The sequence below is a fragment of the Mesorhizobium sp. PAMC28654 genome, from assembly GCF_020616515.1.
GTDB lineage: Bacteria > Pseudomonadota > Alphaproteobacteria > Rhizobiales > Rhizobiaceae > Mesorhizobium.
This window is the reverse complement of record NZ_CP085135.1, coordinates 6,655,915-6,670,503: the sequence shown is the minus strand read 5'-3', so window position 1 is coordinate 6,670,503 and position 14,589 is coordinate 6,655,915. Positions and strand designations below refer to the sequence as shown.

15 protein-coding genes and 1 pseudogene are annotated in these 14,589 nt (G+C 62.5%); 6 read left to right on the top strand and 10 right to left on the bottom strand.

Annotated features, from left to right (window positions below; genetic code table 11):
* Nucleotides 1-150: 150 nt before the first annotated feature.
* Entirely contained in the window at nt 151-669 is a 519-nt protein-coding gene (locus LGH82_RS33030) for a BA14K family protein (protein WP_227346705.1), read from the top strand.
* Between the two features lie 182 nt (nt 670-851).
* A complete protein-coding gene (locus tag LGH82_RS33025; protein WP_227346704.1) occupies nt 852-1,136 on the top strand; it encodes a PilZ domain-containing protein in 285 nt (94 codons plus the stop codon).
* A 9-nt stretch (nt 1,137-1,145) separates the two neighbouring features.
* Here the strand turns inward: LGH82_RS33025 and LGH82_RS33020 are convergent, their stop codons facing one another.
* From LGH82_RS33020 to LGH82_RS33010, 3 genes are read right to left on the bottom strand one after another with little or no spacing between them, the layout of a single operon-like run.
* The gene (locus tag LGH82_RS33020; RefSeq protein ID WP_227346703.1) at nt 1,146-1,700 is read right to left on the bottom strand and encodes a hypothetical protein; all 555 of its coding nucleotides are present in this window, start codon (nt 1,698-1,700) and stop codon (nt 1,146-1,148) included.
* Nucleotides 1,658-2,677 carry a ketol-acid reductoisomerase gene (gene ilvC, locus LGH82_RS33015; protein ID WP_227346702.1) on the bottom strand — a complete coding sequence of 340 codons (1,020 nt, stop codon included), beginning with the start codon at nt 2,675-2,677 and terminating at the stop codon, nt 1,658-1,660. Before ilvC ends, LGH82_RS33020 begins: the two co-directional genes overlap by 43 nt.
* Before the next feature lie 18 nt (nt 2,678-2,695).
* The gene (locus LGH82_RS33010) at nt 2,696-3,358 is read right to left on the bottom strand and encodes a TetR/AcrR family transcriptional regulator (protein ID WP_227349746.1); all 663 of its coding nucleotides are present in this window, start codon (nt 3,356-3,358) and stop codon (nt 2,696-2,698) included.
* Between the two features lie 194 nt (nt 3,359-3,552).
* On the opposite strand from LGH82_RS33010, the gene LGH82_RS33005 reads away from it, so the two are divergent.
* Both LGH82_RS33005 and LGH82_RS33000 read left to right on the top strand, forming a co-directional pair.
* Complete coding sequence (locus LGH82_RS33005; RefSeq protein ID WP_227346701.1) at nt 3,553-4,122, top strand: DJ-1/PfpI family protein; 570 nt, start codon at nt 3,553-3,555, stop codon at nt 4,120-4,122.
* A 47-nt stretch (nt 4,123-4,169) separates the two neighbouring features.
* Nucleotides 4,170-4,511, top strand: a pseudogene (locus LGH82_RS33000) (ribbon-helix-helix domain-containing protein); the annotation flags it as partial.
* 76 nt (nt 4,512-4,587) lie between these two features.
* On the opposite strand, the gene LGH82_RS32995 reads toward LGH82_RS33000, so the two are convergent.
* Together LGH82_RS32995 and LGH82_RS32990 are read right to left on the bottom strand one after the other, a co-directional pair.
* A complete protein-coding gene (locus LGH82_RS32995; protein WP_227346700.1) occupies nt 4,588-5,853 on the bottom strand; it encodes an FAD-dependent oxidoreductase in 1,266 nt (421 codons plus the stop codon).
* 50 nt (nt 5,854-5,903) lie between these two features.
* A complete protein-coding gene (locus LGH82_RS32990) occupies nt 5,904-6,314 on the bottom strand; it encodes a winged helix-turn-helix transcriptional regulator (protein WP_227346699.1) in 411 nt (136 codons plus the stop codon).
* Nucleotides 6,315-6,449: 135 nt separating this feature from the next.
* Here LGH82_RS32990 and LGH82_RS32985 point away from each other — a divergent pair, with 135 nt between their 5' ends.
* Entirely contained in the window at nt 6,450-7,340 is an 891-nt protein-coding gene (locus tag LGH82_RS32985; RefSeq protein WP_227346698.1) for an SDR family oxidoreductase, read from the top strand.
* A 41-nt stretch (nt 7,341-7,381) separates the two neighbouring features.
* Here LGH82_RS32985 and LGH82_RS32980 read toward each other — a convergent pair whose 3' ends face one another.
* The 3 genes from LGH82_RS32980 to LGH82_RS32970 all read right to left on the bottom strand — a co-directional run bounded on the left by LGH82_RS32980 (nt 7,382) and on the right by LGH82_RS32970 (nt 11,220).
* Nucleotides 7,382-8,422 (bottom strand): SDR family oxidoreductase, encoded by a 1,041-nt coding sequence (locus tag LGH82_RS32980; protein WP_227346697.1) that lies wholly within the window; start codon nt 8,420-8,422, stop codon nt 7,382-7,384.
* Between the two features lie 34 nt (nt 8,423-8,456).
* Nucleotides 8,457-10,376 carry a potassium transporter Kup gene (locus LGH82_RS32975; RefSeq protein WP_227346696.1) on the bottom strand — a complete coding sequence of 640 codons (1,920 nt, stop codon included), beginning with the start codon at nt 10,374-10,376 and terminating at the stop codon, nt 8,457-8,459.
* A gap of 103 nt (nt 10,377-10,479) precedes the next feature.
* Complete coding sequence (locus LGH82_RS32970) at nt 10,480-11,220, bottom strand: pyridoxine 5'-phosphate synthase (RefSeq protein WP_227346695.1); 741 nt, start codon at nt 11,218-11,220, stop codon at nt 10,480-10,482.
* A gap of 115 nt (nt 11,221-11,335) precedes the next feature.
* On the opposite strand from LGH82_RS32970, the gene LGH82_RS32965 reads away from it, so the two are divergent.
* Nucleotides 11,336-11,740, top strand: coding sequence for an STAS/SEC14 domain-containing protein (locus tag LGH82_RS32965; RefSeq protein WP_227346694.1), 405 nt, complete (start codon nt 11,336-11,338; stop codon nt 11,738-11,740).
* Nucleotides 11,741-11,797: 57 nt separating this feature from the next.
* On the opposite strand, the gene LGH82_RS32960 is transcribed toward LGH82_RS32965, so the two are convergent.
* Both LGH82_RS32960 and LGH82_RS32955 read right to left on the bottom strand, forming a co-directional pair.
* A complete protein-coding gene (locus tag LGH82_RS32960; RefSeq protein WP_227346693.1) occupies nt 11,798-13,324 on the bottom strand; it encodes a serine hydrolase in 1,527 nt (508 codons plus the stop codon).
* 137 nt (nt 13,325-13,461) lie between these two features.
* Nucleotides 13,462-14,589: an ATP-dependent DNA helicase gene (locus tag LGH82_RS32955; RefSeq protein WP_227349745.1), complete on the bottom strand. Its 1,128-nt coding sequence runs from the start codon at nt 14,587-14,589 to the stop codon at nt 13,462-13,464.

The following is a 14,589-nucleotide window of genomic DNA, read 5'->3' as shown; positions in this document are numbered from 1 at the left end:
GGGCCAGTCCGCAGGCATCGATTGGTCCTGACGGTTTTCCCGTCATGGTTGATGGAACCTTTGCGTTCATCCTCCGTTCAGATCCAAACGTTCACTTTCATGGCCCTTCCCAGGGTAGGCGTGGGGCCTGTATATTTTTGGAGAGTTGCAATGACTTCGCTCTTTTCTTCGACTGTCAGATCAGGGCTTTTGGCCCTGGGTGTCATATCCGGCCTTTCCGCACCATCGATGGCCGGCCCCATCATCCAACCTAATGTACCCCTTCCGGCGGCTGCGGCGTCGTCTGAGGTCGTGCCGGTGCGCGATGGCGCTGGCAACAGCGGCGGAAACTGGCAGTGGCGGCACAACAATGGCCGGCATTGGAACGGCGGCGGAAACTGGAACGGTCGCCGCCACTGGCGCGGTCATGGCCGATACTATGGCGGCGGCGGCTATTATGATGACGGCGGCGCGGCGATCCTCGGGCTGGGCTTGGGTCTGGGCCTCGGTGCCGCCCTCAACAATGGCTACTACGATGCACCGCCACCTCGCCGTTACTATCGTGCAGGGCGGCTCTCCAGTGCGCACGTCCAGTGGTGCTACAACCGCTATCGGTCGTATCGCGCTTATGACAATACCTTCCAGCCCTACAATGGCCCACGCCAGCAGTGCTATTCGCCCTATAGCTGAGCGTGCCTGATGAATGCCAAACGGCGCCGCGCAACGCGGCGCCGTTTTTGTTTGGCTCAGCTTCCGCTGGCATAGGGCAGGACTCTTCGTCGCCATCGGCGATAACGCTCTGTTTATCTGGCAGGCCTATGCATCTTCCGGATCAAGCCAGCTGACTGCGACGATCGCCTGGAATTTGCGCGATGGCCGACGACGAAAACAGAGACAAGCGCAGGCAACGCGTCCTCAAGGGCGCGACGATCCTCACCGGCATCGCCAATTCCGAAGTCAAATGCACGGTGCGCAACATGCATGCCGGCGGCGCGGAACTGAAAGTGTCGATCGACGCGCGTGTGCCCGAGGAATTCCTGCTCTACGTCCCAACAGATGGCATAGGCTACAAGGCGGTGGTGCGCTGGCGCCACGAGGACCGTGTCGGCGTGGAGTTCACCGGCACCGAACCAAAGCCGCACTGGCACTACGGCTGAACCGCGAGTTCAGTCGACGAATTCGACACCGACAAGCGTCATCGAACGCCACCGCACACGCGCGGCGCGACTGCGCACCGCACCATTGACCTCAAGATCGAATCCGGACGGCACGCCGGCTGTGTCGCCAAAGCTCAACAGCGCACCATTTTCGGACTCGTTGCGTACGACGCCTTCCATCGCTCCAAAGCCCCTGTTGAAGCGCAATACGGCGCCCTTCAAGGCGCGCCGTCGCCGTTGCGCGCGGCGCTCGCCGAACGCCTTGCCGCCAACCATCATGTTCATCGCTCGCCCCGTTGTCCCGGCACAAACGAAAGCGACATTCATGCCAGAATGATCGTACCGTAACGGGACAACCCTGGCGTGAAAAAGCCGGCGGATCGCTCCGCCGGCTTTTCTCGTCCAACCCGGGTGAAATTGCGGATTAACTTGGCCTTGTCGACCAGCTTGTTCTTGGAAATCTCCCCGCGCGCCCGCAGGGCAAAGCCCGAGGACGCGCAAGGAAAGAACGGGGATTTCGATCAGTTCTTCGCCTTGTCGACCAGCTTGTTCTTCGAAATCCAAGGCATCATGGCGCGAAGCTTGGCGCCGACTTCCTCGATCTGGTGGCTGTCGTTGTTGCGGCGGATGCCCTTGAAGCGCGACATTCCGGCGCGGTATTCCTGCATCCATTCCGAGGTGAACTTGCCGGTCTGGATGTCCTTCAGCACGCGCTTCATCTCTGCCTTGGTCTCGGCGGTGATGATGCGCGGGCCCGAGACATACTCGCCCCACTCGGCGGTGTTCGAGATCGAGTAGTTCATGTTGGCGATGCCGCCTTCATAGATCAGGTCGACGATCAGCTTCACTTCGTGCAGGCACTCGAAATAGGCCATTTCCGGCGCGTAGCCGGCTTCCACCAGCGTCTCGAAGCCGGCGCGGATCAGTTCAACCAGGCCGCCGCAGAGCACGACCTGCTCGCCGAACAGATCGGTTTCACATTCCTCGCGGAAGTTGGTCTCGATGATGCCCGAACGGCCACCGCCGACGCCGCAGGCGTAGGACAGGGCGAGGTCGAGCGCGTTGCCGGAAGCGTCCTGGTTGACGGCGACCAGGCACGGCACGCCACCGCCCTTCTGGTATTCGCCGCGCACGGTGTGGCCGGGGCCCTTCGGCGCGATCATGACAACGTCGACGGTCGACTTCGGCTCGATGAGGCCGAAATGCACGTTGAGGCCGTGGGCAAACGCGATCGCAGCGCCGTCGCGAATGTTCGGCGCGATCTCGTTCTTGTAGATGTCGGCCTGCAGTTCGTCAGGCGTCGCCATCATCATCAGGTCGGCCCATTTGGCGGCGTCGGCCACGCTCATCACCTTGAGGCCATCGGCCTCGACCTTCTTGGCGGTCGCCGAGCCGGCCTTGAGGCCGATGACGATCTCCTTGGCGCCCGAATCCTTGAGGTTGAGCGCATGCGCCCGGCCCTGGCTGCCGTAGCCGATGATGGCGACTTTCTTGCCCTTGATCAGATTGAGATCGGCATCGCGATCGTAATAGACACGCATTTTGTCTTCCTTCCCGTTTTATAAGTCGGAGGCCTTGCGGCCGGTTTTTGCTCCATGAAGAGCGAGAAACTGCTGCGTCGCCCGGGCGGCGTCGCCGCCGATTGTCGCATCAGTCAATTCCAGCCGGTCGCCGAGCAGCAGACGTATCTGCACGTCGCGGGCAACCAGCCCGAAAAAGGTCCGGAACGCCGTCTCGGCGTCCGGAAAATCGAGGAACCCTGCCTGCCTGCCGGCTTCCAGTACCGGCTTAAGCCGCCTAGCCAGCGCGAAGCGGCCATTCTCCAGCACGACGGCACCAAGATTGTCCTTGCCGGAACCGGCATGACCGACCGCCACACGGTTGAGCGCGATCGAGGTGTCGCTCGAGATGACGCTCAGCCAGTCCGACGCGAAGCGTTCCAGGCTCGCGGTCAGCGAAGCAAGGTCTAGCCCCCTGCCGTCGACAGGCGCCACGCGCACCTTGGAGGCCTGCCATTGGACGGTTGCCGTCAAGAGGCCGTCACGATCGCCGAACCATTTGTAGAGCGTCTCCTTGGAGCAGCTTGCCCGCCGCGCCACGGCGGTCATGGTCAGCTGATCGCCCTCCTCGACCAGCAGCCGCAAGGCCGCATCCAGAACGGCCTTCTGGCGCTCCGTCAGCGTCTCGCTGTTGTTGTCGATGTCGGGGTTCGCCTGCAACACGTTTTCTTCCTGCTCAACGACGGATCGCATGCGGCCTCATGAGCCGTACCGTACGTTACGGTTCGGCATATTGCGCAATCCAGCCCGATGCGCAAGGGGTGATGCGGAAAAAGACGCAGGTAGTAGACGCATAATACCTGCCCGGCATGCCTCTGCGCTAAGGTTTGGCTGCTTTGTTGTCGGGAGGAAACAAGATGCAGGATACCAGAATTCTGATGATCACGGGCGACTACGCCGAGGACTATGAGACCATGGTCCCGTTCCAGACCTTGCTCGCTTGCGGGTACAGCGTGCATGCCGTCTGCCCGGGCAAAAAGGCCGGCGACAGCATCGCCACGTCGATCCACGATTTTGAAGGTGCACAGACCTACTCGGAAAAACGCGGCCACAACTTCACGCTCAACGCCACCTTCGACGACATCCGCGTCGAAACCTATGGTGCGCTGGTCATCCCCGGCGGACGCGCACCGGAATATCTGCGCCTCGATCCAAAGGTGCTGGCCATGGTCCGGCACTTTTTCGACGCCGACAAGCCAGTTGCCGCCGTCTGCCACGCCGCGCAGCTGCTGGCCGCGAGCGGTGTCCTGAAAGGGCGTACGTGCTCGGCCTATCCCGCCTGTCGTCCCGACGTCGAACTCGCCGGCGGTATCTATGCCGACATCGCCATCGATGATGCCGTGACCGACGGGAAGCTGGTCACCGCCCCGGCATGGCCGGCGCACCCGGCATGGCTGCGGCAGTTCATGGCGGTTCTGGCGGCCTAGGCGCTTCCACTCTACCATGGGCTCACTAGGCAGACGGGAGGACCAGCATGTGTGAACTGTTCATCAAGGCCAATGTGAGCCTTTGGGAAAGCACGACGCGTTCCCTGCGCATCGACGGCATGGTCACAAGTGTGCGGCTGGAGAACTTCTTCTGGTCGCGGCTGGAGGAGATCGCCCGCCGCGACGGCATGAATGTCGTCCAGCTCATCACCAAGCTCTACCATGAATCGATCGAAGCCGGACACGACCTCGGCAACTTCACCTCGTTCCTTCGGGTATGCTGCGGCCGCTATCTCGATCTGCAGCTCACGGGCGACATTCCAATCGATCCATCCCAGCCGATCGCAGGACTAAACGCAGGCCCGATTCTCAGCCGCGAGCGCGGCAGGGCGCCATTAGAGCCGGCCGTTTGGGCAGTCAGCAACGAACGCCTGGTTCCAACAGATGGGCTCGTGTCTCCGGCCGTCAATCGCCAAGACGATCAGGCCAGACCGCCTCGCTCAGCCCGATCCGCCTGAACGGATCGATCACGGTGCCGGCCACCATCGAGGCCAGGAATCGCGGCGCCGGCGGAATCTTGGCCACCGTCGCCACCAGCCTGTCACGGATGAAGGGCAGCGCCACGGAATCCGACTGGTAGAACGGGGTGAACGCCAGCGACAGCGCCTGAAAGACTCGGACATGCCAGCGCCGTGCCCTCGCATAGGCTTCAAGTGCTGCCTCGATGCTGCCCGTCCGAGCCAACGCATGGCTGAGGGCCGCGGCATCGAGCAGCGCCATGTTCGCCCCTTGCCCGAGCTGCGGGCTGGTCGAATGGGCGGCGTCGCCGATGACGGCCAGCCGCCGTCCTGCCGGCAGCTTCATCGTATGATGACCGTAGCGCGCCAGTGAAAGTTGGTCGAAGCTGTCGATCTGGCTGGTGAAAGCCTCGCATTGCGGCCACAGCCCGACCACCCTCTCCTTCCAGGAATCGAGACCTGCCGCCCGCACCTGTTCGGCGTCCGCCGGCTTCAGGCTCCAGAAAAAGGCTGCCATTGTCTCCGCGTCCGGTTCAGGCCGGCCGATCGGCAGCACGCCAATCATCACGCTGGCCCTGTCATAACGCTGCAGCAGTGCGTGTTTGTCAAAACCTTCGCCACGCCAGCCTAGCGACGCCCAGAACGCGCCATAGGTGAGCGGCTTGGGCTGGCTTGGATTGTTCCCGCATTGCCGCAGTTTCGAGCGCGAACCGCTGGCGTCAACGACAAGGTCGAACGGCCCAGCCCTTCGACCGTTGCCGCGGATCAGCGTCGCCCGGTCGCCAACCTCCAGCGCCTCGATCTCGACGCCTGTCTCGATGGGAATCGCCTCGCGCTGCGCGGCGCGAAAGAGCACGCCGAACAAGGCCGCCCGGTGCACCGCCAGGCCGAAACGGCCGCCACGCTGCGCATCATAGCGCACATCGAGGACCGTGCGGCCGGTCGAGGCGTCCGCGCCATGCAGGCGGTCGATCCGGCTGCCCAATGCAAGGATGGCGTCGAGCAGGCCGAGATCGGCAAGCACGGTCAAGCCGGTCGGCTGCAGGATCAGCCCGGATCCCACCGGCTTCGGTTCGTCAAAGCGCTCGAACACCGTAACCCGATGTCCAGCGCGCTTCAGGTAGAGCGCCGCGGCAAGCCCTGCAGGGCCGGCGCCGGCAATTGCGATGTCGTAAGAAATGCCAATCCCCCAAAGCCGAATTGGCCGGGACAATCCTTCAACGTTACAGCCAAATCAAGCCGCCGCCGGCATCGCCGGCTGGTTCAGGCTTCGGCTGCGTCGAAAGCAGCACGTGCACCGCGGACCGCACCGTGATTGAGCTCGGCCCAAAGCAGCAGTTGATGCAGGGGACCAAACATCGATCGGCCAAGATCGGTAAGGCTGTATTCGACGCTCGGCGGCTTCGTCGGGAACACTTCGCGATGCACATAGCCGTCGCGCTGCAGATCGTGCAGCGTCTGGGTGAGCATGCGCTGCGAGATGTCAGGCACCAGCCGCCGCAACTCGCCGAAACGATACGTCTTCTCGGCCAGAGCCGACATCAAAAGCGTGTTCCATTTGCCGCTGATGCCCTGGATGACATCGCGGACCGGGCAATTGGCAAGATTTCCGCCGCCGCTTTCCGCGCGATAGATCTCGAGTTTCATTTTCAGATCGACAACCTTGCTGTCCATCGCTGGTTCCCTGCGTGTGCCTACCTCCCGAAAAACTGCCTTCTTTACGGAGGTCGATCAATTCCTATTTTAGTGCTGGTCTCTTTTCGAGACCTATATAGGCCTCGCCATTCCGGCGCAACGTCAGGATCCTCCATGACCGATACCCTTCTCGTCACCGGCGCCTCCGGCCAACTCGGCCGCAGCGTCATCAATCACCTGCTGGACACCTTCAAGGTTCCGGCGGCGCGGATTATCGCCACGACCCGCACACCCGAAAGCCTCGCCGATCTGGCCGCGCGCGGCGTCGATGTCAGGGAAGCCAACTTCGACGATCGGGCATCGCTTGCAAAAGCCTTCAAAGGCGCCGACCGGGTGCTCGTCATCTCCACCAATGAACTTGCGATCCACGGAAAGCGGCGCGAACAACAGCTCGCCGCTGTCGCTGCGGCCAAACTGGCCGGCGTCGCCCACCTGCACTACACCTCGATGCCCAATACCGAGCCGGGTTCGCCGGTGCTTTTCGCGCCTGATCATTACGACACGGAACAGGCAATCAAGGCGAGCGGCATTCCCTATACGATCTTCCGCAACGGCTGGTATGACGAGAACCTGTTCATGTCGCTGCCGCAGACCCTGGCGTCGGGACACTGGTATACGTCCACTGGCGATGGCCGCATTTCCTACGGTGCGCGCGATGACCTGGCGGCGGCAATAGCCGCCGGGCTGGCTTCCGGCGCCAAGGAAAGCACGACCTACACGCTGACCGGCCCGAAAGCCTACACCGTGGCCGAAGTCGCGGCGCTCGTCACGGAAGTCACCGGCAAGCCGATCCAGGTCGTACAGCTCTCCGATGACGCGTTGACCGAAGGGATGAAAGCAGCCGGCCTGCCCGAGCCGATCGCCCGGCTTCTCGTGTCCTTCGACGCCGCCACGCGTGTCGGCGGCCTCGGCATGGTGACCGATTCCGTCGAGAAACTGTCCGGCCGCAAGTCCGTGTCGCTGAAGCAGTTTCTGGAGACAAACAAGGCCAAACTGGCCGGCTGAAAATTCGCGCGGCGGTGGCCCTATCCCGGCTTGCCGCCGCGCTATTTCGATGTCTTGAGCAGCTTGAGCCGGATCAGGCTCTCTCCAGTCGCGACAAGCGCATCCTCCCTCGACCGGGGCGCCCAACCGAGCATGCCGATAGCCTTCTTGCTCGTGGCATTCTTGACCTTGCCGAGTTCAGGAGCCACCTGAGCCGCTTCCGCGCTGAACAATCCGACGATCCGCACCAGCCAGTCGGGAAGCGTTCTCGTCGAGACGCCTGCCGCCGCCTTGCCCAACCGCGCCTTCAGGGTTTGCGCGATCGCCTGCAGCGTCATGAAATCACCGGCGACCGCCAGGAAGCGTTGACCACGGGCCTCCGGCCTGGTCATGGCGCGCAGATGCAGGTCCGCCACATCGCGCACATCGACGACGCCGAAGGACATGCGCGGCAGCCCGGGCAGCGCGCCGTCCATCAACCGCTGGACAAACAGGGTCGAGGTCGAATGATCCGCACCAAGAACCGGCCCGAAGATCCCGACGGGATTGACGGTGGCCAGTTCCAAGGCGCCGCCCTCGGTGGCGATGAAATCCCAGGCCGCGCGCTCGGCCAGGGTTTTCGATTTCACATAGGCGCTGACACGCGCCGTGGGATCGGTCCAGTTCTCTTCGGTGAAGGGGACGCCTGCAGGCTGCGGCTTGCCATAGCCAACCGCCGCGAAGGACGAGGTCAGCACGACACGCCTGACGCCTGCATCGCGAGCCGCCCGCAACACGCGCAGAGCGCCTTCGCGAGCGGGAACGATCAGATCATCCTCATGCTTGGGCACACCGGGCGGAAACGGCGAGGCGACGTGAAGGACGTAGTCGCAGCCGGCCATCGCCTCCGGCCAGCCTTTGTCCGCCATGAGATCGGCAACGGCAAAGGAGAGCGCATCGCCCGGCTCGACCCCGCCCACCTTGAGCATGGCGAGAACGTCGGTTTCGCGCGAGGCGGAGCGCACCGTCGTGCGCACGCGATAGCCTGCTTTCAGCAGTGCCAGGATGCAATGAGCGCCGAGGAAGCCGGAGCCACCGGTAACGACAACCAATTCGCCGCTCATACCCGCCTCCTCGACGATCTATGCGTTCAACACCTCAAATGGCGACCTGCGTGCCGATTTCCACCACGCGTCCGGTCGGAATCTGGAAATATTCCGTAGCATCCGCGGCCGTCCGTGCCAGACCGATGAACAAACGGTCCTGCCACACCGGCATGCCGGAATTGGGCGACGCCTTGAGCGACCGGCGCGACAGGAAGAAGGATGTCGTCATGATGTCGAACTTCCAGCCCTGCTTGCGGCAGATGGCCAGCGCGCGCGGAATGTTGGGCTGTTCCATGTAGCCGAAGGTCAGCGTCACCCGCATGAACAGCTCGTTGACCGTCTCCATCTTAACCCGGTCGCTGTCGGGCACCACCGGCTGCGGCGCGGTCACCACGGAAAGGATCACGTTCTGCTCATGCAGCACCTTGTAGTGCTTCAGGCTGTGCATCAGCGCGGTCGGCGCGCTCAACGGATCGCTGGTCAGGAACACGGCCGTGCCCGACACAAGTTGAGGCTTCTTCTTCAGCAGATTGCCGGCGAGGAAGTCGAGCGGGATCTCGTTGCGGCGGGTCTTTTCGAACAGATAGCGGCTGCCGCGCACCCAGGTCCACATGGCCAGCACGATCGTGAAGGCCACCGCCAGCGAAGCCCAGCCACCTTCGAACACCTTGACGATATTGGACGCAAAGAAGCCGATATCGATCAAGGCGAACAGTGCGGTCAGCGCGATCGCCTTCCACAGCTTCCATTTCCAGATGCGGGTCATGATCACATAGAGCAGCACCGTCGTCACCAGCATGTTGCCGGTCACCGAAATGCCGTAGGCCGAGGCCAGCTTGCTGGATTCGCCGAAGCCGACGACCAGGAGCATCACCGCCAGCGCCAGCAGCAGGTTGACGCGCGGCATGTAGATCTGGCCGGACTGCCTTTCAGAAGTATGCAGGATTTCCAGGCGTGGTAGCATGTTGAGCTGCACCGCCTGCCTGGTCAGCGAGAAAGCCCCGGAAATCACCGCCTGGCTGGCGATCACCGTCGCGGCTGTTGCCAGCACCACCATCGGGATCAGCGTCCAGCCCTCGTTCATCTCGAAGAACGGATGACCGACCACGCCGTTTTGCGCCAGCACGAAAGCGCCCTGCCCGGCATAATTCAAAAGCAAGCAGGGAAACACGATCGAAAGCCAGGCGAGCACGATCGGCCTGCGTCCGAAATGGCCGAGATCGGCATAGAGCGCCTCCGCACCGGTGACGGCGAGGAAGATGGCGCCGATCGTCACGAAAGCGACGTCGGGTGAATGGATCAGGAACGCGACGATGTAGTGCGGGCTGATCGCCCACAGGATTTCTGGATCCGCGATGATGTGGTTGAGGCCGGAGAGGCCGATCGCCAGGAACCATACCGCCGTCACCGGGCCGAAGACCAATCCAACGCCACCCGTGCCAAAGCGCTGCACCGCGAACACCATGGCGAGGATGACCAAGGTCAGCGGCACCACATAAGGCTGGAAGGCGGGCGTGACGACATTCATGCCCTCGACCGCCGACAGCACCGAAATGGCCGGCGTGATGACCGCGTCGCCGAAGAACAACGAGGCGCCGACGATGCCTATGCCCAGGATCACCGCCGAGCGCTTCGGGAAACTGCCACGTGCCAATGCCATCAGCGACAGCACGCCGCCCTCGCCGCGGTTGTCGGCGCGCAGCACGAACATGATGTATTTGATGGTGACGATGATCGTCAGCGACCAGATGATCAGCGACAGCACGCCGAGGATATCGCCGCGTTGCGCGACGTTGCCATGGGACGACGCCACCAGCGCCTCGCGGAACGCGTAGATTGGGCTGGTGCCGATATCGCCATAGACAACACCGAGCGCGCCCAGCATCAGAACCTTGGTGCTGTGCTGTTCGACCTCAGTATGGCTAGATTGTTCGACGGGTTCTGCCTCACTACCAGTATTGGCAAGGGCCATGTACGACACTCCGATAAGCGCGCGGTGCTCTACGCTTGCTGCGATGCAATATCAAGTGCCCCAGCGTGATGGCTGCCATGCCAGCGCCGCGACGCTCCCGAATCTACCACCCGCAGGCCTTCAGAAAGCGCCCCACAGTGCCAGCCATGCCATACTCCAACGCATCGGCTGTCAACCCATGACCGATGGACACTTCGGCCAGTGCCGGAATTCGCTTTACCAGCGCCGGCAGGTTGTTGACCACCAGATCGTGCCCGGCATTGACCTGCAGCCCGGCGACAAAGGCAGCATCGGCGGTTTTTCCCAGTCTTTCCAGCTCCTTCGACGCCTTGGCGGAATCGGAATGATAGCCGCCATAGGGGCCGGTATAGAGTTCGATCCTGTCGGCTCCGGTGTCGCGCGCGGCGGAAACACCCTCGGGATCGGGATCCGAAAACAGCGAAACGCGGAAGCCCCCCTTCTTCAGGCGCTTGACGATCGGCATCAGGAAAGCCGCCTGCCCGGCAAAGTCCCAACCATGGTCCGAGGTCGCCTGGGCCGGATCGTCGGGCACCAGCGTCACCTGTTCCGGCTGGTGCTTTTCCACAAGCGCGAGAAATTCCTCGGTCGGATATCCCTCGATGTTGAATTCCGCCTTCGGGAACTCATCGTCGATCAATGCCCGGATCTCGGGCAGGTCGGAGTTCCGCGTGTGCCGCTCGTCGGGGCGTGGATGCACCGTCAGGCCGTGTGCGCCCGCCGCGAGCGCGATGCGCCCGATCCCCGTCACGCTTGGCCATGGCAGGTCGCGCCTGTTGCGCAGCATGGCTATGGCGTTGAGATTGACGGAGAGCTTTGCGGGCATGATTTGACGTCCGGCTGCATGGTCGGGGCGCATCTATATCGCCTTTGACGGGAACAGATAGTGGGTTTCCGATGTTCCAGAAGGAGCAACAGCGTTCAGCAAAAGGAGGCGCGCCTTGAATTTCCTGGAATCCGTACCGGCGATCCGCCGTATCGAAACCGACCGGGAAGACCTTTTCGCCATTGATATCGTCGGCCATGTCTCGGCCGCCGACGCGGAAAACCTGTTCGGCCTGCTGGAGGCGGCCTATGCGCTCCACCCAAGGATCGACGTCCTCGTACGCTTGATCGACCATGACGGCGTCGACTGGACCGACATATCCGCAGAAACGCTGAAGCAGGGCGAAGCCAACGCAAAACAGCACATTGGCCGATGCGCGTCGATCGGCGAACCCAACTGGATACCGGACGTGCAAGGCTGGTTTACCGCGCCATTGCCGATAGAGCTCAGGCATTTCAAGGTCGAGGACGAGGCGTCGGCCTGGCAATGGGTGGGCGCCGGCCCGATCGGCGAGCCATAGCGGTCGTGGATCCGCCCGCAACGTCTGTGTTCGCCTTGACTCGAAATCCGGTTTCGATCATCGCACGCGTCTTGCCGGGTGATCCGTGCCATCTTGATGGAGGATAAGCCGCGTCGCGTCCGCCTGACCATCCGTCTCGAACGTGATAACCACATCGACCTCTGTGAGGAAAAAATCCCGATCGCTCTCAGGGAAGATTTCATACTTGCCCTGACCCGTCGCCTGCGAAAACAGATGGTCTCCCTCTCTTGAAATCTGGATGAAGAATCTCGGTGAGAGCTGGTAATTTCCGACAAATCGATCCAGGAGCTTTGGGTCGACCGTCGTTCGTTTGCGCAGAACGGCTTGGCCATTTGGCCAGTGATATTCCGCGGCGATGCTGCGCATTATTTCGCCCGCCAGATCGCCGCCCCGTTCCCCGTTTGTCATCACGACCGCGCCGTCACCCGTTTCGTAGGCGACCATGAAACTCACAAATCCTTCGTCCACGCCGCCATGCGAAAAGCGGCGGTTCGGCGGCGACCCGCTGACAACCGGGCCCAGTCCATAGTCTCCCAGGCCGGGTGTAAGCATCTGGCTTGCCATCGACTGCGATAGAACCGGGTTTGCCCGCCCCCTCCAGGCATCCAGCAAAGCCAGGGCAAAATGCGCCAGATCGGTGGGCGTGGTCCACAATCCAGCGGCAGCGAGTTCGGGGTATATGTGTGGGCCGCCAGGCACGGGCGCGCCATCCGCAAGATATGGCGTAGCAGCGCTGGTCTCCCCCACGGGCAGCGGCTGCAGGAAACTGCTGTGCGTCATCCCGAAAGGACGAAGCACGGTGTCATCGAGCAGGCTTGGAAAATCCCTGCCCGTCACATCCAGCAGCATCTGCTGCATGATCGTGTAGCCGCCCCCGGAATACCGGAACCGTGCGCCAGGTCGATGATCGACCACGATAGGATCGTTGTTTGCAGGCGGCGCTCCATTGAGCACCTCGGCCAGCGACGGGACCACCGCCCCTGCCTGATACCCAGCAAAGCCGTGAACGGTCGTCCCGGCGGAATGGTTCAACAGTTCTCGAAGAGTGACGTTGGATTTGGCGGTGTATGAATTCGCCGGGACCTTCCAGCTCTTCAGGAAGAGATTGACGTCGGTATCAAGATCGAGCTTTCCGGCTTGAACAAGCGCAAGAGCCGCCACCGCCGAGACCGGCTTGCTGATCGAGCCGGCCTGAAACAGTGTGTCCGGTGTCACCGGCGGGCCTCCGACAGCGGCGACGCCGAAGCCGCGAGCCCATTGGATCGCGCCATCATGGATCAACGCAATGCTGACACCGGGAACATGCAGATCGTTCATCCGGTCGGCAAGCTTCATCGCAGGCTCGCCAGCGATGGCGACGGCAGGCTGCAAACCCGCCTCGACGCGCTGGATACGTGCCTCCACGTCACCGGCGGATGGTGATGTGCTTTCTTCGGCTACTGAGCGGGGCATGACGACCATCGTTGCGTTGACGGTAAGCAGAATGCGGAAACCGACGTTGAGGAACGTGCGCATCATCCTGCGCACACGCGCTTCTCGCCTGGCGGCGGCATTCCCTGACATAAAGCAACCTCATTGAGGACCTGAACGTGCGGAAATCATGACCCTAGCGAAGCGCCGCATACTGCGCGTCCCAGCATGGCAGAAAAACAGCGTCGGGCGAACAGAACATATCTTCGCGGCGTTGTGGCGAATGCCGGCTATCTCACGATCGTCAGCCGCTCGGCCGCCCGGGTGATGGCGGTGTACAGCCAGCGCTGGCGTGTTTCCTTGAACGCCCAGCTTTCATCGAACAGCACGATCTCGTTCCACTGCGAGCCCTGCGCCTTGTGCACGGTCAGCGCGTAGCCATAGTCGAAATCGTCGAAACGCTTCTTCTGCTGCCAGGGGATGTCGGCGTCCGGATCCTCGAACGCGGCCTTGAGCAGCTTGATCTTGGCCACGCCGCGATCCGGATCGTCCTCTTCCGGCGACACCAGCAGGTTGATGCCGGGCTTCACCGTTTCGCGTGACGAGGTCATCACCTTCCACAGCGAGCCGTTGAGCAGGCCCTTGGCGGGGTCGTTGCGCAGGCAGACCAGCTTGTCACCCGCCTGCGGGTAGTCGGCATTGAACCCTTTGAGCTCGCGCAGGCGCTGATTGTAGCGACGCCGGGTGCGGTTGGTGCCGACCAGAACCTGGTCCGCCTTCAGCACCAGCTCCTGGGTGACGTCTTCCTTGCCGATCACCTGCGCCGCGCCATAGTCGCCGCGCATGAATTCGCGGCCCTCGCGCACATCGAGCGCCAGACGCAGGATCGGATTGTCGCGCGCCTGCCGGTGGATTTCAGTGAGCAGGAAGTCCGGCTCATGGTCGGTGAAGTAGCCGCCGCCCGAGATCGGCGGCAGCTGACCGGGGTCGCCGAGGACGAGGATCGGCGTGCCGAAGCTCTGGAGGTCGCGGCCCAGCTGCTCGTCGACCATCGAGCACTCATCGATGATGACAAGCTTGGCCTTTGAGATCGGGCTCTGCCGGTTGAGCGAAAAGGTCGGTGACATCGACGTCTTGCCGGTCACCTCGTCGGACACTGATTCCTCGCCCTTGGGCCTATAGATCAGCGAATGGATGGTGCGGGCGTTGGTCGCGCCCTTGGAGCGCAGCACCTGTGCCGCCTTGCCGGTGAAGGCGGCGAACTGCACCTGGCCGTCGACATGCTCGGCGAAATAACGCGCCAGCGTCGTCTTGCCGGTGCCGGCATAGCCGAACAGCCGGAAAACCTGCGGCCTCCCGGTCTTGAGCCACTGGGCGACCGCCTTTAGCGCCTCATCCTGTTGCGGTGAAAATTCCAT

Bases quoted from the DNA above. Each gene is read 5' to 3' on its own strand.
- LGH82_RS33030 (WP_227346705.1), top strand. From the start codon at position 151: ATGACTTCGCTCTTTTCTTCGACTGTCAGATCAGGGCTTTTGGCCCTG.
- LGH82_RS33025 (WP_227346704.1), top strand. From the start codon at position 852: ATGGCCGACGACGAAAACAGAGACAAGCGCAGGCAACGCGTCCTCAAG.
- ilvC (WP_227346702.1), bottom strand. From the start codon at position 2,677: ATGCGTGTCTATTACGATCGCGATGCCGATCTCAATCTGATCAAGGGC.
- LGH82_RS33005 (WP_227346701.1), top strand. From the start codon at position 3,553: ATGCAGGATACCAGAATTCTGATGATCACGGGCGACTACGCCGAGGAC.
- LGH82_RS32990 (WP_227346699.1), bottom strand. From the start codon at position 6,314: ATGGACAGCAAGGTTGTCGATCTGAAAATGAAACTCGAGATCTATCGC.
- LGH82_RS32985 (WP_227346698.1), top strand. From the start codon at position 6,450: ATGACCGATACCCTTCTCGTCACCGGCGCCTCCGGCCAACTCGGCCGC.
- LGH82_RS32980 (WP_227346697.1), bottom strand. From the start codon at position 8,422: ATGAGCGGCGAATTGGTTGTCGTTACCGGTGGCTCCGGCTTCCTCGGC.
- LGH82_RS32975 (WP_227346696.1), bottom strand. From the start codon at position 10,376: ATGGCCCTTGCCAATACTGGTAGTGAGGCAGAACCCGTCGAACAATCT.
- LGH82_RS32970 (WP_227346695.1), bottom strand. From the start codon at position 11,220: ATGCCCGCAAAGCTCTCCGTCAATCTCAACGCCATAGCCATGCTGCGC.
- LGH82_RS32960 (WP_227346693.1), bottom strand. From the start codon at position 13,324: ATGTCAGGGAATGCCGCCGCCAGGCGAGAAGCGCGTGTGCGCAGGATG.
- LGH82_RS32955 (WP_227349745.1), bottom strand. From the start codon at position 14,589: ATGGAATTTTCACCGCAACAGGATGAGGCGCTAAAGGCGGTCGCCCAG.